Here is a 19281-nt window from a genome sequence, read left to right on the forward strand (position 1 = left end):
GAGTCTGCCGTGAGAGTCAAAAGGTAGCGCAAAGCCGTCTCTCGTTCCCGAAGAGTCTGCCGTGAGAGTCAAAAGGTACCGCAGAGACATCTCTCGTTCCCGAACGGGTTCTCGGAAAAGCAAAAGGGGAACGATCCGAGCCAGATCGTGTCCAAACGGGTTCCCCGCCGAAAAGCAAAAAGGTAAAAGAGAGCCCGAGAAGTAAAAAAGGGGACAATCAAGATAATCAATACAATCAAGACAATCAAGACAATCAAGACAATAGAATGTCCATAGAGTGCCCGGCAAGGCGAAGGGGACAAAACGGAGATAGACCGTACCCCAAAAAGGTTTGCCTGGACTGAAACAAAGAGGAACGGACATAGGCAGAAAAGGGCTGAAGAGATTGCAATAAGGAGAAAAACGGTGTAAAAGCCTTCGTTTCGCAAAAATCTTCCTTCTTCGGGAGATCCTGCTGTACATGTTAAATGTTTTCCCGGCTCAGTGTGTTGTCTTAGGAAATAATACACCTAAAGAGAAACGGGAGGCGAATATAATGGAGGGAAATCTTGATATTATCTATAGTGAGCTCCTTGAAATGAGGGCGGAACTGTCAGCTTATTTAGGGACATCACATCCAAACCCAGTGATTTTGCATGATATCATTTCCGAAATAGAGGATATCGATTCTGCGTTAGCCAAGATCCGAACAGGGGAATATGGAAAGTGCGAGGTTTGTGGTACAAACATGCCTGCGAAGCTTCTCCAAAGCATCCCTACAGCAGCCTCAGTCCATGATTTTTCCGAAATTCAGAAATATTATCGTAAGCCGCTGTATTGTTAACGCCATCCCGGGGAATAGCTATCGTTTTTAATTCAGATGTGCTAAAATGCAAAGGGAATCTATGCTGTGAATGTGGAGGTAACTTTTGTGTTTTATTACATAATAGGACTTTTTGTTGTTTTGCTTGATCAGCTGACTAAGTGGCTGATTGTTAGAAAACTGGAGCTTGGTGAGAGCATCAAGATCATTGAGGATTTTCTTTATATCACTTCCCATCGCAACCGGGGGGCTGCATGGGGGATCCTTCAGGGTCAAATGTGGTTCTTCTATGTCATCACAATCGTTGTCATCATTGGCCTTGTGATTTACATCCAGAAGGGAGCCAAAGGCAAAACGCTGCTCGGGGTTTCACTGGGTTTGATGCTTGGTGGAGCCATCGGAAATTTCATAGACAGATTATTCCGGAAAGAAGTTGTTGATTTTATCAACACATATATTTTTGGATATGATTTCCCGATTTTCAACATTGCGGATTCCGCACTTGTCATCGGTGTAGGCCTGCTGCTGATTGATATGATCAGGGAAGAGAGAGAGGCGAAAAGAAAAGCATATGGAGAGAATGGAACACATCATCAGTGAGGAACAAGCTGGTGACAGAATCGATAAAGTTGTATCGGCCCTTGATCCAGAATGGTCTAGGACCCAGGTACAGCAATGGATAAAAGGCGGGAGCGTCCTTGTGAATGGATTGCCGGTGAAGACGAATCATAAATGCGGTACCGGCGACAGGCTTGAAATCATGATACCTGATCCAGAGGAACTGGATGTCATCCCGGAGGAAATGGATCTCGACATCTATTTTGAGGATCAGGATGTGCTCGTTGTCAATAAACCGAAAGGGATGGTTGTCCATCCCGCTCCTGGACATATGTCAGGGACGCTGGTAAATGGGCTGATGGCCCACTGCAAAGACTTGTCAGGCATCAATGGTGTGCTGAGGCCGGGTATTGTCCACCGGATCGATAAGGATACATCGGGGCTGCTGATGGTGGCGAAAAACGACCTCGCCCATGAATGCCTTGTGAACCAGCTTGTTGAAAAAACGGTTACCCGCAAATATAAGGCGTTGGTGCACGGGAATATTCCGCATGATTTCGGCACGATCGACGCCCCTCTTGGCAGGGATGTGAAAGACCGCCAGAGCATGACGGTTGTTGACAATGGGAAGCATGCCATCACCCATTTCAATGTGCTTGAGCGCTACAATGATTTTACATTTGTCGAATGCCAGCTTGAAACAGGAAGGACACATCAGATTCGTGTTCATATGAAATATATTGGATATCCACTCGCAGGAGATCCAAAATACGGTCCGAAAAAGACACTTGATATCGGGGGACAAGCATTGCACGCTGGACTCCTTGGTTTTGACCATCCGAGGACAGGAGAGTATCTGGAATTTGAAGCGCCGCTCCCTTCTTATTTTGAACAGCTTTTGGATAAGCTGAGAGAAAACCATTGACATTGTCCATGAATTGCCGTAAGATAGCCTTAGTTTAATAAGTCCTTTAAAGACAGTCCCGTGAGGCTGGGAAGGAAACGGATCAGCATTGGCAGTTGTCTGCCATGCATTAGCATGTCGTTTACCCTCTTGTCTGCACAGGCAAGAGGGTTTTTTACTTCCCGTTTTCAACCGTAAACAGAGACAAAGGAGTGGAAACAATGGCGGAGAAAGCAGTCGTCCTCGACAATCAGGGGATTCGCAGGGCGCTGACAAGGATTGCCCATGAAATCATTGAAAGAAATAAGGGCATCGAGGACTGTATCCTTGTCGGCATCCGGACAAGAGGGATCTATATAGCAAGAAGGCTTGCTGAGAGGATCCGCGAAATCGAAGGGGCTGAAATTCCGGTCGGAGAGCTGGATATCACCCTGTACCGCGATGACCTCTCAAAAAAAACAAAAGACCTTGAACCGGAAGTGAAAGGTTCGGATATCCCAGTGGATGTTGCCAACAAGAAGGTCATCCTTGTAGATGATGTGCTATACACAGGAAGGACCGTCCGGGCAGCGATGGATGCCTTGATAGATATCGGCCGTCCAGCGACCATCCAATTGGCTGTACTGGTGGACAGGGGACACCGCGAACTGCCGATCAGGGCGGATTTTGTAGGGAAGAACATCCCGACCTCCAGTATGGAGAGGATTGTCGTTGAATTACAGGAAGTAGACAATGAAGAACGCGTAAGCATCTTTGAAAAATAAAATAGTGCCCTTTTAACGCAGTCCAGAGAGGCTGGGAAAGGGGGAGCGCCTGGCCTGTCCGGCTTCGTGCGGTTTTTTTGACCATACCCTCTTTGCACCCTCTGGCAAAGAGGTTTTTTTAATCGAAAAAAGGAGAGGGGAATAAAAATGAATAAACCAATTCTTGATATCAAAGATGTACCATCACCATTCCAGTGGCTGACGCTGAGCTTGCAGCATTTATTCGCGATGTTCGGGGCGACTATCCTTGTCCCTTACCTTGTAGGACTCAGCCCGGCGATCGCCTTGATCTCTAGTGGACTTGGAACGATTGCCTTCCTGATCATTACTAAATTCCAGGTTCCGGCCTACCTCGGCTCTTCCTTCGCCTTTATAGCGCCGATTATCGCTGCGAAAGCTGGCGGAGGGCCGGGAGCTGCCATGATCGGAACTTTCCTGGCAGGCTTTGTATACGGGATAGTGGCTCTCATCATCAAAAAGGCAGGCTATCGCTGGATTATGCGTCTGCTGCCGCCGATTGTTGTCGGGCCAGTGATCATCGTCATCGGACTTGCGCTGGCAGGTACAGCTGTCAATATGGCAATGAATGTACCCGGAACAGAAAACTACAGCCTGATCCACTTCTCTGCAGCTCTTGTGACCCTGGCAGCGACCATCGGATTCTCAATCTATGGGAAAGGGATGCTGAGCATGGTGCCAATCCTTGGCGGGATCATTGTCGGATATCTGTACTCATTGGCGATCGGAATCGTCGATTTCGGCCCGGTCAAGGAAGCTAGCATTTTCGAAATGCCTGACTTCATCATCCCGTTTGTTGATTACAATGTAAAAATCAATCTTGATATCATCCTCTTGATGGTACCTGTAGCGATTGTCACACTGTCTGAACATATCGGCCATCAGCTCGTCCTAAGTAAGGTCGTCGGCCGTGACTACATCAAGGAACCAGGGCTCCATCGTTCCATCCTGGGTGACGGAATGGCGACAATGATTTCCGGGCTGATCGGGGGCCCGCCAAAGACAACCTACGGCGAAAACATCGGTGTGCTCGCAATCACCAAAGTATATAGTGTGTATGTACTCCTGGGAGCGGCTGTCGTCGCGACAATATTCGGATTCATCGGCAAGATCACTGCCCTGATTAGTTCAATTCCAACTCCGGTCATGGGCGGAGTATCCATCCTCCTGTTCGGGATCATTGCTTCCTCAGGCATGAGGATGCTCGTTGACAGCAAGATCGATTTCGGCAACACGCGCAATCTGGTCATCTCCTCTGTCATCCTGGTGGTCGGTATCGGAGGGGCATTCATCAAGGTATCGGAACAATTCCAAATCCAGGGCATGGCACTCGCAGCAATCATCGGTGTAGTCCTGAACATCATCCTGCCTGGCCGTCCGGAAGTTGCCGAGAACATGTTCGAGGCGGAAACTGAAAAAAAAACTGAGGAAAAGAACGATGTAGCATAAGTTATCACCTTTTAAACAAGTCCAGAGAGACTTAGAAGGGTGTTATGGGCGAACTGGCTGGCGTATCTCTGTATACACATGAAACCTAAGCAGGTTTTATGCCGGCTTGTCCATAATCAAGCACCCTGTTGAATGACAGGGTGCTTTTTTACGGTCTAACAGGAGGGATGAAAAGTGAAAAATGATTTGTTGACGACTGCCCAGCTTAGCACGGATGAGATTTACGAGCTCCTTGATGAGGCGCAAAAATTCGCGGAAGGAAAAACCTGGAGTCCAAATGGAAAGGTGTTTATCAGTAACTTATTCTATGAACCGAGCACGAGGACGAAAATGAGCTTCGAAATCGCTGAACGGAAGCTGGGGCTCGAGGTCGTCCCTTTTGAAGCACAGACATCCAGCGTCCAGAAAGGGGAAACGCTTTATGACACCGTCAGGACATTAGAATCGATCGGAATGGACGCAGTGGTGATCAGGCATGGGGCAGATAATTATTTTGCAGAACTGGAATCAGGCATTTCCATCCCCATCATCAATGCAGGAGATGGTAGAGGGCACCATCCCACCCAATCATTGCTTGACCTAATGACGATCAAGCAAGAGTTCGGAAGGTTTGCCGGGCTAACAGTCGCCATCATGGGCGATATTCTCCACAGCCGGGTCGCGAGGTCAAATGCCGATACTCTTGTGAGGCTTGGGGCAAGGGTGATTTTTTCGGGACCAGAGGAATGGGTAGAACTGAAGGGGCTTCCGGCAGGCTGCAGTTATATGGATCCAGACAGTGCGATTAAAGAAGCAGATGCCGTCATGCTTCTCCGCGTGCAGCATGAACGCCATGATGGCAAGGCGCTTTTTGATAAAGACGAATACCACCTGCGATACGGATTGACGATCGAAAGGGAAAAGCAAATGAAACCTGGTAGCATCATCCTCCATCCTGCTCCAGTCAACCGGGGTGTGGAAATTGCCGATGGACTCGTTGAAAGCAGGCGATCTCGGATTTTTAAACAAATGGAAAATGGTGTTTATGTAAGGATGGCGGTGCTGAAGCGGGCAATAGAAAACAGGAATGGGGGAAGCAAACATGAAAATGCTAATCAAAAATGGCAAATTGCTTACTGAAGAAGGAAGCTTTGAAGAAATCGAAATTTTAGTTGAAGATGGCAAGATTGCAAAAATCGGGATCGAACTGGATGAAGAAGCAGGAAACATCATCGACGCCGGCGGAAATCTGATCTCACCCGGATTCATCGACCTTCATATCCATTTAAGGGAGCCTGGCGGTGAGAAAAAAGAAACAATTGCAACGGGTACTCAGGCAGCTGCCAGGGGAGGCTTCACGACAGTGGCGGCAATGCCGAACACAAGGCCTGTACCTGATTCAAAAGCCCAGCTGCAATGGCTTCAGGATCGAATCCGCGAGACTGCGGCTGTAAGAGTCCTGCCATATGGTTCGATAACAGTAAGGGAAATGGGGCAGGAGCTGACGGATTTCTCAGAATTGAAAGAAGCTGGCGCCTTCGCTTTTACAGACGATGGTGTAGGTGTCCAGTCAGCAGGGATGATGCTTTCGGCAATGAAGCAGGCAGCAAAGTTGGATGCGGCGATCGTTGCCCACTGCGAAGACAATACTTTGATCAACAAAGGTTCACTCCATGAAGGAATAAAGGCGGCGGAATTAGGGATGAACGGAATTCCTTCAGTATGTGAATCTGTACATATTGCCAGGGATATCCTTCTTGCCGAGAAGGCAGGCTGCCACTACCATGTCTGCCATATCAGCACGAAGGAGTCTGTCAGGGCAGTCCGTGATGCAAAAAGGCACGGTATTAAAGTCACAGCGGAAGTGACGCCTCACCATTTACTATTGAATGAAGAGGATATTCCTGGAGATGATGCGAACTTCAAGATGAATCCGCCGCTGAGGAGCAAGGAGGACCAGGAAGCATTGATCGAAGGGCTGCTTGATGGAACCATCGATTTTATCGCAACCGATCATGCTCCGCATACAGAGGAGGAAAAAGCGGAAGGAATCGAAATTGCACCGTTCGGGATCGTGGGGCTCGAAACAGCATTTCCGCTTCTGTATACACATCTGGTTGAACAAAACATCATCACTTTAAAGCAGCTGATCGACTTTTTGACAGTAAAGCCAGCAGCCGCCTTCGGACTTCCATATGGTAAATTGGAGGCCGGAGCGGAAGCGGATATAACAATCATCGACCTTGGTGAAAAGCGCGCGGTCAATCCTGAGGAGTTTTTATCAAAAGGAAAAAATACACCGTTTGCCGGCTGGGAGTGCAAGGGCTGGCCGGTGCTGACAATCGCGGCAGGTAAAATAGTCTGGGATAAAGGAAGTGTGACGGCATGAAAAGACAATTGATTCTTGAAGACGGCACGATATTTGTTGGTGAAGGGTTCGGCAGCGAAAGGGAGACTTCAGGAGAGGTGGTCTTCAATACAGGAATGACTGGCTACCAGGAAATCCTGTCAGACCCTTCCTATTGCAATCAGATTGTGACACTTACTTATCCGCTTGTCGGCAATTATGGCATCAACCGGGACGATTTTGAATCGATCAACCCGGCTGTCAGTGGACTGGTTGTCAAGGAAAGCGCCGATTTCCCATCGAATTGGAGGTCAGAGCTTTCGCTTGATGAGTACCTGAAAATGAAAAACATCCCCGGTATTTGCGGAGTGGACACAAGAATGCTGACTAAGATCATCCGTCAGCATGGCACACTAAAGGGTGCAATTTGCAGTATTGACGAACACCCGGAAAAAATCATTGAAGCCCTAAAAAACAAAGAACTGAGAAGTGACCAAGTCAAGCAGGTATCTACAAAGACAGCCTATCCAAGCCCAGGGAGAGGGAGCAGGATTGTATTGGTTGATTTCGGGATGAAGCATGGCATTCTTAGGGAGTTGAATGACAGGAACTGCGATGTGATTGTCGTTCCATACAACACAACTGCAGAGGAAATCCTCAGTTTGAGTCCCGATGGCATCATGCTCTCGAATGGACCGGGAAATCCAAAGGATGTTCCGGAAGCAATCGGAATGATCCGAAAGCTTCTCGGCAAAATTCCGCTGTTCGGGATATGCCTTGGACACCAGCTGTTCGCACTTGCGTGCGGGGCGGATACAAGGAAAATGAAATTCGGCCACCGGGGTTCGAACCACCCGGTAAAGGAGCTTCGTACCGGAAAAATTGCGCTCACTTCACAAAACCATGGTTACACTGTCGAGGAGCAATCTATCGCTGGTACGCTGCTTGAAGTCACCCATACAGCATTGAATGATGGCACCATCGAAGGACTTAAACACAGAGATTTCCCGGCATTCACGGTCCAGTACCATCCAGAGGCATCACCTGGACCAGAGGATGCGAATGGGCTTTTTGATCAGTTCCTGCAAATGGTGGAAGCAGAAAAAAGGGAGGCGATTGCCAATGCCAAAGCGTAAAGATGTTAAAAGTATTCTAGTGATCGGTTCTGGCCCAATCATCATTGGGCAGGCCGCGGAGTTTGATTATGCAGGGACACAGGCGTGCATCGCCTTGCGGGAGGAAGGCTACAGGGTCATCCTTGTCAACTCTAACCCGGCAACAATCATGACAGATACAGAGATTGCCGATGTAGTCTACATCGAGCCTCTTACACTTGAATTCGTTTCAAGAATCATCCGGAAGGAACGTCCTGACGCCATCCTCCCAACATTGGGTGGACAGACAGGCTTGAACCTTGCGGTTGAACTCTCAAAAGCAGGCGTGCTGGAGGAATGCGATGTAGAAATCCTAGGGACGAAGCTTGAGGCAATCAACCAGGCAGAAGATCGTGAGCTTTTCCGCAGCCTGATGAACGAACTTGGCCAACCTGTCCCTGACAGTGATATTATCCACAGCCTTGAAGAGGCATACGCTTTCGTTGAAAGGATCGGCTATCCTGTCATCGTCCGCCCAGCCTTCACGATGGGAGGAACAGGCGGAGGTATTTGCAGCAACGAGAAGGAACTTGAGGAAATCGTTTCCGGCGGGTTGAAAAACAGCCCTGTGAATCAATGCCTGCTCGAAAAGAGCATTGCAGGATACAAGGAAATCGAATATGAAGTGATGAGGGATTCAAATGATAATGCAATCGTCGTCTGCAACATGGAGAATTTCGACCCTGTCGGTATCCATACTGGCGATTCGATTGTCGTCGCTCCAAGCCAGACGTTGAGCGATCGTGAATACCAGCTGCTTCGGAACGCGTCACTCAAGATTATCAGAGCTCTTAAAATCGAAGGTGGATGCAACGTCCAGCTTGCTTTAAACCCGGAGAGCTATGATTATTATGTCATTGAAGTAAACCCCCGGGTAAGCCGTTCATCTGCCTTGGCTTCAAAAGCGACAGGCTATCCAATCGCCAAGCTCGCGGCAAAAATCGCCGTGGGCCTGACACTGGATGAAATGCTGAACCCTGTGACCGGCAAGACCTACGCTTGCTTCGAACCGGCACTTGATTATGTCGTGACGAAAATCCCTCGCTGGCCATTTGACAAATTCGAATCAGCGAACCGGACCCTTGGAACACAAATGAAAGCTACAGGCGAAGTGATGGCAATCGGCCGCAGCTTCGAGGAGTCCCTTCAGAAGGCGATTCGTTCACTGGAAGCGGATGTTACACACCTTGATTTGAACAATGCGGATGAAATCGATGATGGATTACTTGAGAAACGGATCCGCAAAGCGGGGGATGAAAGGCTTTTTTACCTCGCGGAAGCACTAAGGAGAGGAATCACGATCGAAACGCTGCACAGCTGGAGCGGAATCGACTTATTCTTCCTTCACAAGCTGGAAAGGCTGATTGCTTTCGAAGACGAAATTTCCAGCCATCCATTTAATCTGGAAACAGCCCGCACTGCCAAGCAAAAAGGTTTTTCAGATAAAGTGATTTCCTCGCTGTGGGGGGTTGCTGAAAAAGAAGTCTATCGTTGGAGGCTAGAAAACAGGCTTACTCCGGTGTTCAAAATGGTTGATACATGCGCAGCGGAATTCGAATCGGGTACACCATACTTTTACGGCACATACGAACAGGAAAATGAATCGGTTGTGACCGAAAGGGAAAGTGTGATAGTCCTTGGTTCCGGTCCGATCAGGATTGGGCAGGGCATCGAATTCGATTACTCAACCGTCCACTCTGTCAAGGCAATCAAGGAAGCAGGCTATGAAGCAATCATCGTCAACAATAACCCTGAGACGGTATCTACCGACTTCAGCATTTCCGACAAACTTTACTTCGAGCCGCTGACAATCGAGGACGTCATGAATATCATCGATCTTGAAAAGCCGATCGGCGCGGTCGTCCAGTTTGGCGGACAAACCGCAATCAACCTTGCGTCACAACTTGTCGACAGAGGCGTCCAGATTCTCGGTACCAGCCTGGAAGATCTCGACCGGGCGGAAGATCGGGATAAATTCGAACATGCCCTTGCGAATCTAGGCATCCCGCTGCCAAAAGGGGATACGGCGAAATCGGTTGAGGAAGCAGCTGTGATTGCTGCAGGGATCGGCTATCCGGTGCTTGTCCGCCCGTCATATGTACTTGGCGGCAGGGCGATGGAAATTGTCTACAAAGAGGAAGAATTGCTCCATTACATGAGGAATGCTGTGAAAATCAATCCGGAATATCCAGTGCTGATCGACAGGTACCTGACTGGCAAAGAGGTTGAAGTGGATGCAATTTCCGACGGTGAGACTGTATTGATACCGGGCATCATGGAGCATATCGAGCGGGCTGGAGTCCATTCAGGCGATTCAATTGGGGTTTATCCGCCGCAAAGCCTCAGTGATGAAATCAAGGACAAGCTCGTTTCCTATACGATCGACCTGGCACGGGGCTTGAATATCGTCGGACTCTTGAACATCCAATATGTGGTTGCCAATGAAGAGGTATATGTCCTTGAAGTCAATCCGCGATCAAGCAGGACTGTCCCGTTCCTGAGCAAGATCACAAATGTGCCGATGGCGAAAATCGCAACAAAAGTGATCCTTGGCCAGAAGCTCCGTGATCAAGGCTATACTTCTGGCCTGGTTCCTGAAGCAGACGGTGTGTTCGTGAAAGTTCCGGTGTTCTCGTTCGAAAAATTGCGACGGGTGGACATCACACTTGGGCCCGAAATGAAATCGACAGGTGAAGTCATGGGGAAAGACACCACACTCGAGAAAGCATTGTATAAAGGCATGATTGCTTCAGGAATGAAGATACAGGAGTTCGGGACCGTCCTGATGACAGTAGCCGATAAAGACAAGGATGAAGCATCTGCGCTGGCGAAAAGATTCTCTAATATCGGCTATCAATTAATGGCGACTGAAGGCACAGCCCGTTTCCTTGAATCGGCAGGAATCAGGGTAAAAACAGTCGGCAAGATCGGCTCTGGGGGTCCTGACCTGATTGATGTGATCCGCAGCGGAGAAGCCCAGCTTGTTGTCAATACCCTGACAAAGGGCAAGCAGCCTGAACGCGATGGCTTCCGGATCCGCCGTGAATCAGTTGAAAACGGCGTACCTTGCCTGACATCACTTGATACGGCAGAAGCAATATTGCGAGTGATCGAAGCGATGACTTTTTCCGCCGAATCCCTTGCTCCTATGGAGGACAGAAAAGTAGGTGCACTGTCATGATCAGGCAGGAGAACTGCAAGGTCATTCATAATAGACAAATAGCCGACTCGATCTTCCAGCTCAATTTAACAGGGAATATCGTAACGGAAATGGCGCAGCCTGGACAATTTGTCCACCTGCGGATTTCCGGGGGCATTGACCCATTGTTGCGCAGGCCGATAAGCATCGCTGAGATTGACCGGGAGAACCATACCTTTACAATCATTTACCGCAGACAGGGGAGAGGGACTTCCCTGCTTGCCGATAAAACAGCGGGAGAAGAGGTCGATGTACTGGGACCGCTTGGCAATGGGTTTCCTGTTCATGCTGTACGACCAGGACAGACCGCCATACTGATTGGCGGAGGTGTAGGAGTCCCTCCCTTGCACGAGCTTGCAAAACAACTGGAAAGAAAAGGCGTGTCGGTCATCAGTGTGCTTGGCTTCCAGACAGAACAAGCGGTTTTTTATGAAAAAGAGTTAGCGCGATGCGGGGAAGTGTATGTATCTACGGTTGATGGCACATATGGTTTGAAAGGCTATGTAACAGATGTTCTTGAGACTGAAGCGCTTAGCGGCGACTTCGTCTTTGCCTGCGGCCCGACTCCCATGCTAAGGGCGGTTGAGGCAGGAGGATTCGCTCCCCAGACATACTTGTCACTTGAAGAAAGGATGGGCTGCGGCATCGGTGCATGCTTCGCTTGTGTCTGCCACACGAAAGAAGACCCACAAGGCCATTCGTATAGGAAAGTCTGCATGGATGGGCCGGTATTTGCGGCAGGGGAGGTTGTCATATGAGTGGAAGTCCATTATCTGTCGAACTGCCAGGGCTCAGCCTGAAAAATCCGATCATGCCGGCTTCTGGATGTTTTGGCTTTGGAAGGGAATTCAGCCAACTATATGATCTCAACCAGCTAGGGGCAATCATGATCAAGGCGACGACTCCAGAGCCCCGGTTTGGCAACCCGACGCCAAGGGTTGCCGAGACGCCGGGCGGGATGCTGAACGCGATAGGCCTTCAAAATCCAGGCCTCGATAAAGTCCTTGATGAAGAACTCCCATGGCTGGAACAATTCGAAGTCCCAATCATTGCCAATATTGCGGGCTCAACTGAGGATGATTATGTGAAGGTAGCCGGAAAAATTTCCAAAGCGCCGAATGTCCATGCACTTGAGCTTAATATTTCTTGCCCGAATGTGAAAACAGGAGGCATTGCTTTTGGCACTGATCCCGAAATGGCTCAGAAACTAACCAAAAAGGTGAAGGAAGTTTCGGCCGTTCCAGTTTATGTGAAGCTCTCCCCGAACGTTGCGGATATCGTTCAGATTGCGAAGGCTGTGGAACAAGGAGGAGCAGATGGCATCACGATGATTAATACACTGCTCGGCATGAGGATTGACCTGGCAACTGGACAGCCGATCCTTGCCAACAAGACCGGCGGGTTATCCGGCCCAGCAGTGAAACCAGTGGCAATCAGGATGATCTACGAAGTAAGCCAGCAAGTGTCAATACCGATCATTGGGATGGGCGGGATTCAAACTGCTGAAGATGTGATTGAATTTTTCATGGCAGGTGCGGATGCGGTCGCGGTCGGCACACAGAATTTCATCGATCCGTTTGTCTGCCCCGGGATCATCCAAGAACTGCCCAACCTATTGGAAAAGCTTGGGGTTGAGCATATTTCTGAACTGACTGGAAGGAGCTGGAGAAAACATGAAAGACTCGCTTATTATCGCCCTTGATTATCCGGAACGGAGGCAGGCTCTCGAGTTCGTGGAGAAATTTGAAAATGAGCAGTTGTTTCTGAAGGTTGGAATGGAGTTGTACTACTCAGAGGGTCCTTTGATCATTGAGGAAATCAAAAAGCGCGGCCACAAAATTTTTCTCGACCTGAAGCTGCATGATATCCCTAACACTGTAAAAAGTGCGATGAAGGTGCTTGCCCGGATGGGATGCGACCTTGTGAATGTCCACGCAGCAGGCGGTTCTGAAATGATGAGTGCGGCAGTCGAAGGCCTCGAAGCGGCAACACCTGCAGGAATGCGCCGTCCTTTTTGCATTGCTGTTACACAGCTGACCAGCACCTCGGAAGAACAGGTAAGGGAGGAACAACTGGTCGGAGCCTCACTAGCGGCATCTGTCATGCACTATGCGAGCCTGGCGGATAATTCGGGACTTGATGGGGTCGTCTGTTCGCCACATGAGTCAAAGCAGATCCACGATACCCTAGGTTCCCGATTCCTTACTGTCACGCCGGGAATCCGTCCCGCCGGCAGCAATGTCCAGGATCAAAAGCGGGTTGCGACACCCGGGATGGCAAGGGAATTTGGAGCCTCGGCGATTGTTGTCGGCCGGCCGATCACGGGTTCTGATGACCCAGTAGCAAGCTATTATAAAATTTTGGATGAATGGAAGGGTGTTTGTAGATGAAGAGAGAGATAGCGGAATCCTTGCTTGAGATTGCAGCAGTGAGCCTGCAGCCTGAAACCCCTTTTACATGGTCATCGGGATTGAAATCTCCGATATACTGCGATAACCGCCTCACGCTCTCCTACCCGGACATCCGCCGGAAAATTGCCCAGGGATTGCAGGAACTGGTTGAGGAGCATTTTCCTGGATGTGAGGTGATTGCTGGTACGGCGACTGCTGGCATTCCACATGCCGCCTGGGTAAGCGACCGGATGGATTTGCCGATGTGCTATGTGCGTTCCAAGGCAAAAGGCCATGGAAAAGGCAATCAAATTGAAGGAATGGTCACTCCCGGACAGAAAGTCGTCGTAATCGAAGATCTGATTTCAACGGGCGGAAGTGTCATCGAGGCCGTCATTGCACTACGGGAAGCCGGCTGTGAAGTCCTTGGGGTCGTATCCATTTTTACCTATGAGCTCCAGAAGGGAACTGCACAGCTGAAAGAGGCAGGAATCACTGCGTACTCCCTGACTGACTTTACGACTCTATCAAAAGTAGCCGAAGAAAAAAGCATGATTTCGGAGAAGAATCTAGAGAGTCTTTCGCAGTGGAGACAGGACCCGGCAGGATGGGGCACGGCCAAGTATGAATAATCAACCTGGAAACGCAGCCGGCAGAAGCTGCGTTTTTCTTTTGGTCATATTTTATTGACTGACTGGGCAGAACGGTCTTCAGTGCACCATTAAGGCTGCAGGCTGCAGGATTTCTAAGATCTCCCATGACAGTTTTGCTGAATGTGCGGACACATTATAGTGCGATAAAACCCTATAGGTTCATTTTACGCAAAATTGAACCCTGCCTTCCACAGGCAGGGTTCAATAACATCATTGCTTCATTTTCAGGATCATGTCTTCATCAGGTGTCACATAGACAGTTTGCTGCTGTTCATAAATGACGAATCCGGGCTTCGCTCCAGACGGCTTCTTTACATGGCGTACCTTTGTGAAGTCAACAGGTACAGAGCTCGAATTACGCGCTTTACTGAAGTAAGCGGCGATATTGGCAGCCTCAAGGATTGTTTCTTCGGAAGGCTCCTTGCTGCGGATGACGACGTGCGAACCTGGGATGTCCTTTGTGTGGAGCCAGATTTCGTCACGTCCGGCGACTTTATTCGTTAAGTAATCATTTTGCTTGTTATTTTTTCCGGCCAGAATTTCCATGCCATCGGATGAAATATACTTTTCAAGCACAGGTTTCAAGTTTTGTTTGTTCTTGTTCTGCTTTCTCTGGCGTGCCCTGATATAGCCTCCCTCAATGAGTTCTTCCCTGATCTCTTCAATATCTTTTGGCGAAGCAGCTTCAATTTGCTGTAGCAATCCTTCAAAGTAGGCTGCCTCTTCTGCGGCGATTTCGATCTGTTCCTTGATGATCTTCACTGAATTCTTTGCCTTTTGGTATTTCGTAAAATATTTCTGGGCATTTTCGCTAGGTGTTTTACGCGGATCCAGCGGGATTGTGACCGACGCACCTTCTTCATCATAGTAATTCACAACGGTTAGTTCCTTCATTCCTTTTTCAGCCATGAAAAGATTCGCGGTCAGCAGTTCTCCAAACAGCTGGTACTGATCCGCTCTTTTCGCCTCGACTAAGGTAGCTTCAAGTTTATTGATTTTCTTTTCATTCTTTTCTTTTTCATTGATGATTAGCCGTTCAAGATCACTTCCCTGCTGTTTGACTCTGTCACGTTCAGCTTTTCCGAAGTAAAACCGGTCAAGCATGCTGCTGATAGAGGGGAATGTTTTCGATTCGCCTACAAGATGTTCCAGCGTGAACAGGTAAAATGCTTCTTTATTCTTTCCATAGGTGATTGCGGGCTTATAGGAATGGCTCCTGAACCGATCCATTAAACTAATGAACGACTTTGGCAGGGTGACCCGATTCGCAAGGCCGGCTCTATGGACAATTTCCTTCGCGAGCAAGGGAGAGACTCCGGCAAAGCCAGCGACCAGCTGCTTTTCGAGGTTCCCTGCGTTGAAATCAATTGCCCTAAGGATATCGTCCGTTCCAGCGTTGAGTGGGTCTGCTTTTTTCTGTTCCGGGGGCATAATGTATGGATGCCCTGGCATGACGGCACGGTGGGAATTGATGGCAAATGAAACATGCTTTATGCTGTCAAGAATGTTATTATTAGTTTGATCGACAATGATGATGTTGCTGTGGCGTCCCATGATTTCCACAATGAGCTGCTTGCTAGAGACATCTCCGATTTCATTCCTGCCTTTCACCTCGAAAATGATGATGCGGTCCAAACCCGCCTGCCTGATGTCCTCGATAATGAATCCTTCCAGATGCTTTCGCAGCAGCATACAGAACATTGGCGGTTCATTTGGGTTATCGTATTGCTCATTCGTAATCTGCACCCTTGCATAGGTTGGATGCGCGGAAAGCAGGACTTTATGGTTGCCGCCGTGCGCCCTTACAGACAGGATGATTTCGTTTTTATATGGCTGGTGGATTTTATTGATTCGTCCACCTTTCAGCAGGGAAGAAATTTCGTTTGTTATCGCTCGTGTAAACAATCCATCAAATGACATGGCATGACATCCTTTTAAATATTTGTCTTATTTTTCATGATAGCATTTTTTTGGACAGGGCTGAATAAGCTTTCTGTAGATAGCATGAAGGTTAAATTTTTTTTGGGTTTTGACAAATGTCCTGCCTGAGCCGCAATCGGCTGGAGGATTGATCTCTTTCGATTCGAAAGGCTAAAGAACATCATCCGCCGTGGCGCCCTCTGCCTGGTTTCCAGGTTCGGTGTTTAGCCAAGTTTCCCTATATGGGCACCCTGCGCTTTGCTTCAGGACAGGACATAGAAGGAGGAAGTGTGATAGCCCCATGAAATTCCATGAGATGAATCAAAAAGAAATTGCCTACGCTTTAAGAACAGATTTTACAGAAGGTTTGGACGAAAAGGAAGTAAAAAGCAGACAGGAACAGCATGGATTTAACGTTTTGGCGGAAGGTGAAAGACAGTCTGCTTTGCTGCTGTTTTTCAGCCAGTTCAAGGATTTTATGGTCCTTGTGCTTTTGGCTGCAACGCTGATTTCCGGACTGCTTGGGGAAGTGATCGATGCAATCGCGATCATTGCCATCGTTATTGTCAATGGGATTCTTGGCTTTTTCCAGGAAAGGAAAGCAGAGAAGTCATTGGATGCGTTGAAGGAATTATCCGCCCCGCAAGTCAGTGTGCTTAGGGATGGGACCTGGATAAAAATTCCTTCGAAGGAGGTCGTCCCAGGAGATATCCTGAAATTTGCAAGCGGTGACAGGATTGGAGCGGATATCCGTCTAATTGAATCAAGGAGCCTGGAAATCGAAGAATCAGCTCTTACCGGCGAGTCTGTTCCAGTACAAAAGCATGTTGACCCATTAAGGATTCCAGACCCGGGACTAGGGGATATGGAAAACATGGCATTCATGGGTACGATGGTCACAAGGGGAAGCGGTACAGGGGTTGCGGTGGCAACAGGGATGAAAACGGCGATGGGGCAGATCGCTAATTTGCTCCAAACAGCCGAGGCACAGGAAACCCCGCTCCAGCGCAGGCTTGGGCAGCTCGGGAAAATCCTGATCACGACAGCATTGTTCCTGACGCTGCTAGTTGTCGGCATCGGTGTTCTCCGCGGGCACGATCTATATACGATGTTCCTCGCGGGTGTGAGCCTCGCAGTCGCAGCTATTCCTGAAGGTCTGCCGGCGATTGTAACGGTCGCGTTGAGCCTCGGCGTCCAGCGGATGATCAGGACGAATGCGATTGTCAGGAAGCTGCCTGCGGTTGAAACCCTTGGATGCGCGTCTGTTATTTGCTCGGACAAGACAGGGACGATGACTCAAAACAAAATGACTGTCACCCACTTGTGGAGCGGGGGAAAGACGTGGACAGTGGATGGTGTCGGCTATTCTCCTGAAGGATCGTTTTTCCATAAAGGGACAAAGATTGAACCGCATTCCGAAAAATCGCTGCAGCAGCTGTTGACATTCGGGATGCTATGCAACCATGCAGAAATGGCAGATAAAGATGGGGAATATGCTATAGATGGAGATCCGACTGAAGGAGCGCTATTGGTTGCTGCCATGAAGGCGGGATACAGAAGGCCGGATTTGCTTGAGCAATTTGAAATTGTGAAGGAGTTCCCATTCGATTCACAAAGGAAAATGATGAGCATGATTGTCAAGGATAAGACTGGGAGGACATTCGCAGTCGTAAAAGGGGCGCCTGACGTCCTTGTCGGCTTGAGTAATTCGATCCTTTGGGATCATAGACAGCAAATGCTTTCAAAGGAGCTGGCATCCAGAGTTCAAAGTGCTATCGATGAACTGGCTGGAAATGCGCTGAGGACGATAGCCATCGCCTATAAGCCAATACCGGAAAAAACGGTCGTCCTGAATGAAAATGAAGCTGAAAATGGGCTGACGTTCATCGGTCTGCAGGGCATGATCGACCCTCCGCGCCCGGAAGTAAAGGCAGCGGTTAAAGAATGCAGGGATGCAGGCATCAAGACAGTAATGATTACCGGTGACCACGTGATCACAGCCAAAGCAATCGCACAGCAGCTTGGGATTTTATCAAAGGGCAGCAAGGTCATCGATGGCAAGGTGCTCTCGGAATGGTCCGTCAATGAGCTTGAGGAAGTAGTCGAAGAAGTAACCGTTTTTGCCAGGGTTTCGCCAGAGCACAAGCTGAAAATCGTCAAGGCACTCCAGAACAGAGGGCACATTGTCGCAATGACGGGCGATGGAGTGAATGATGCGCCCGCGATCAAGGCAGCCGATATTGGTGTTGCGATGGGCATCACCGGTACCGATGTAGCAAAAGAGGCATCATCACTAGTTTTGCTGGATGATAATTTTGCGACGATTAAAGCTGCGATCAAGGAAGGGCGCAATATCTATGAGAATATCAGGAAATTCATCAGATACCTGCTTGCATCCAATGTAGGGGAAATTTTGGTAATGCTTTTTGCGATGATTCTCGGTCTTCCGCTACCGCTCGTCCCCATCCAGATCCTTTGGGTCAACCTTGTGACTGACGGTTTGCCTGCGATGGCCCTTGGGCTTGACCAGCCGGAGGATAACGTGATGAAACGGCCGCCGCGACATCCAAAAGAGGGAGTCTTTGCCCGCGGTCTCGGATGGAAAGTGATATCCAGAGGATTTTTGATTGGACTTGTTACATTGATAGCCTTTATGATCGTGTATAAAAGGGACCCGGACAATCTCGTCTATGCCCAGACAATTGCCTTCTCCACTCTGGTAATGGCCCAGCTGATCCATGTGTTCGACTGCAGGAGCGAAAAGTCTGTTTTTGCCCGCAATCCGTTTGGCAACAAATACTTGATATGGGCTGTGGTATCTTCATTAGTGCTGGTTTTGGCAACCATCTATATTCCTGCTCTCCAGCCGGTATTCCATACAATGCCCATTATAGCAGCTGACTGGCTGCTCGTGGCCGGCTTATCAGCAGTTCCCACATTTTTGCTCGCCGGAACATTTTTTGCAAGAAAAACAAAGAGAAATATGGTATAATCCGTTAGGTAATAGAGAAGGCTCTATTGCCTTTCTTTTTTAGATAAGTTTTGTTGGTTGATAGGGTGGTTTTTTCCGAAGGAGGGCCCCTTTTTTTATATCACGGCTGCTCCCATTCTTGCAGCGTGTCCCGGAAATCTCTTTGGGAAAGG

General features: G+C 48.8%; 15 protein-coding genes. 14 read left to right on the forward strand and 1 reads right to left on the reverse strand.

The features are described from left to right. Positions 1-535 precede the first annotated feature (535 nt). From JJQ88_RS00395 to pyrE, 13 genes are all read left to right on the forward strand, one after another. Complete coding sequence (locus JJQ88_RS00395) at positions 536-823, forward strand: TraR/DksA family transcriptional regulator (protein WP_210363751.1); 288 nt, start codon at positions 536-538, stop codon at positions 821-823. 87 nt (positions 824-910) lie between these two features. Continuing rightward, a complete protein-coding gene (gene lspA / locus JJQ88_RS00400; protein WP_210363752.1) occupies positions 911-1402 on the forward strand; it encodes a signal peptidase II in 492 nt (163 codons plus the stop codon). Further along, positions 1374-2285: an RluA family pseudouridine synthase gene (locus JJQ88_RS00405; RefSeq protein WP_210363753.1), complete on the forward strand. Its 912-nt coding sequence runs from the start codon at positions 1374-1376 to the stop codon at positions 2283-2285. Before lspA ends, JJQ88_RS00405 begins: the two co-directional genes overlap by 29 nt. A gap of 200 nt (positions 2286-2485) precedes the next feature. Then, positions 2486-3028 (forward strand): bifunctional pyr operon transcriptional regulator/uracil phosphoribosyltransferase PyrR, encoded by a 543-nt coding sequence (gene pyrR / locus JJQ88_RS00410; RefSeq protein ID WP_210363754.1) that lies wholly within the window; start codon positions 2486-2488, stop codon positions 3026-3028. Positions 3029-3175: 147 nt separating this feature from the next. Continuing rightward, complete coding sequence (locus JJQ88_RS00415; protein ID WP_210363755.1) at positions 3176-4495, forward strand: solute carrier family 23 protein; 1320 nt, start codon at positions 3176-3178, stop codon at positions 4493-4495. Between the two features lie 174 nt (positions 4496-4669). After that, a complete protein-coding gene (locus JJQ88_RS00420; protein ID WP_210363756.1) occupies positions 4670-5614 on the forward strand; it encodes an aspartate carbamoyltransferase catalytic subunit in 945 nt (314 codons plus the stop codon). Beyond that, positions 5577-6863 (forward strand): dihydroorotase, encoded by a 1287-nt coding sequence (locus JJQ88_RS00425; protein WP_210363757.1) that lies wholly within the window; start codon positions 5577-5579, stop codon positions 6861-6863. Before JJQ88_RS00420 ends, JJQ88_RS00425 begins: the two co-directional genes overlap by 38 nt. Beyond that, positions 6860-7957 carry a carbamoyl phosphate synthase small subunit gene (locus JJQ88_RS00430; protein ID WP_210363758.1) on the forward strand — a complete coding sequence of 366 codons (1098 nt, stop codon included), beginning with the start codon at positions 6860-6862 and terminating at the stop codon, positions 7955-7957. Before JJQ88_RS00425 ends, JJQ88_RS00430 begins: the two co-directional genes overlap by 4 nt. After that, positions 7944-11156 carry a carbamoyl-phosphate synthase large subunit gene (gene carB, locus JJQ88_RS00435; RefSeq protein WP_210363759.1) on the forward strand — a complete coding sequence of 1071 codons (3213 nt, stop codon included), beginning with the start codon at positions 7944-7946 and terminating at the stop codon, positions 11154-11156. The genes JJQ88_RS00430 and carB overlap by 14 nt, the downstream gene beginning before the upstream one ends. Beyond that, positions 11156-11932 carry a dihydroorotate dehydrogenase electron transfer subunit gene (locus JJQ88_RS00440; RefSeq protein ID WP_349237084.1) on the forward strand — a complete coding sequence of 259 codons (777 nt, stop codon included), beginning with the start codon at positions 11156-11158 and terminating at the stop codon, positions 11930-11932. Before carB ends, JJQ88_RS00440 begins: the two co-directional genes overlap by 1 nt. Next, positions 11929-12876 carry a dihydroorotate dehydrogenase gene (locus JJQ88_RS00445; protein ID WP_210363761.1) on the forward strand — a complete coding sequence of 316 codons (948 nt, stop codon included), beginning with the start codon at positions 11929-11931 and terminating at the stop codon, positions 12874-12876. The genes JJQ88_RS00440 and JJQ88_RS00445 overlap by 4 nt, the downstream gene beginning before the upstream one ends. Continuing rightward, a complete protein-coding gene (pyrF, locus tag JJQ88_RS00450) occupies positions 12848-13564 on the forward strand; it encodes an orotidine-5'-phosphate decarboxylase (protein ID WP_210363762.1) in 717 nt (238 codons plus the stop codon). Before JJQ88_RS00445 ends, pyrF begins: the two co-directional genes overlap by 29 nt. Beyond that, positions 13561-14196, forward strand: coding sequence for an orotate phosphoribosyltransferase (pyrE, locus tag JJQ88_RS00455; RefSeq protein WP_210363763.1), 636 nt, complete (start codon positions 13561-13563; stop codon positions 14194-14196). Before pyrF ends, pyrE begins: the two co-directional genes overlap by 4 nt. 231 nt (positions 14197-14427) lie before the next feature. Here pyrE and JJQ88_RS00460 read toward each other — a convergent pair whose 3' ends face one another. Further along, positions 14428-16137: an Rqc2 family fibronectin-binding protein gene (locus JJQ88_RS00460; RefSeq protein WP_210363764.1), complete on the reverse strand. Its 1710-nt coding sequence runs from the start codon at positions 16135-16137 to the stop codon at positions 14428-14430. A gap of 301 nt (positions 16138-16438) precedes the next feature. Between JJQ88_RS00460 and JJQ88_RS00465 the strand changes: the two genes are divergently transcribed. Then, a complete protein-coding gene (locus JJQ88_RS00465) occupies positions 16439-19129 on the forward strand; it encodes a calcium-translocating P-type ATPase, SERCA-type (protein ID WP_210363765.1) in 2691 nt (896 codons plus the stop codon). Positions 19130-19281: the final 152 nt, after the last annotated feature.

The organism is Bacillus sp. REN3 (assembly GCF_017912555.1).
In the GTDB taxonomy this organism is placed as follows: Bacteria; Bacillota; Bacilli; order Bacillales; family Cytobacillaceae; genus Mesobacillus.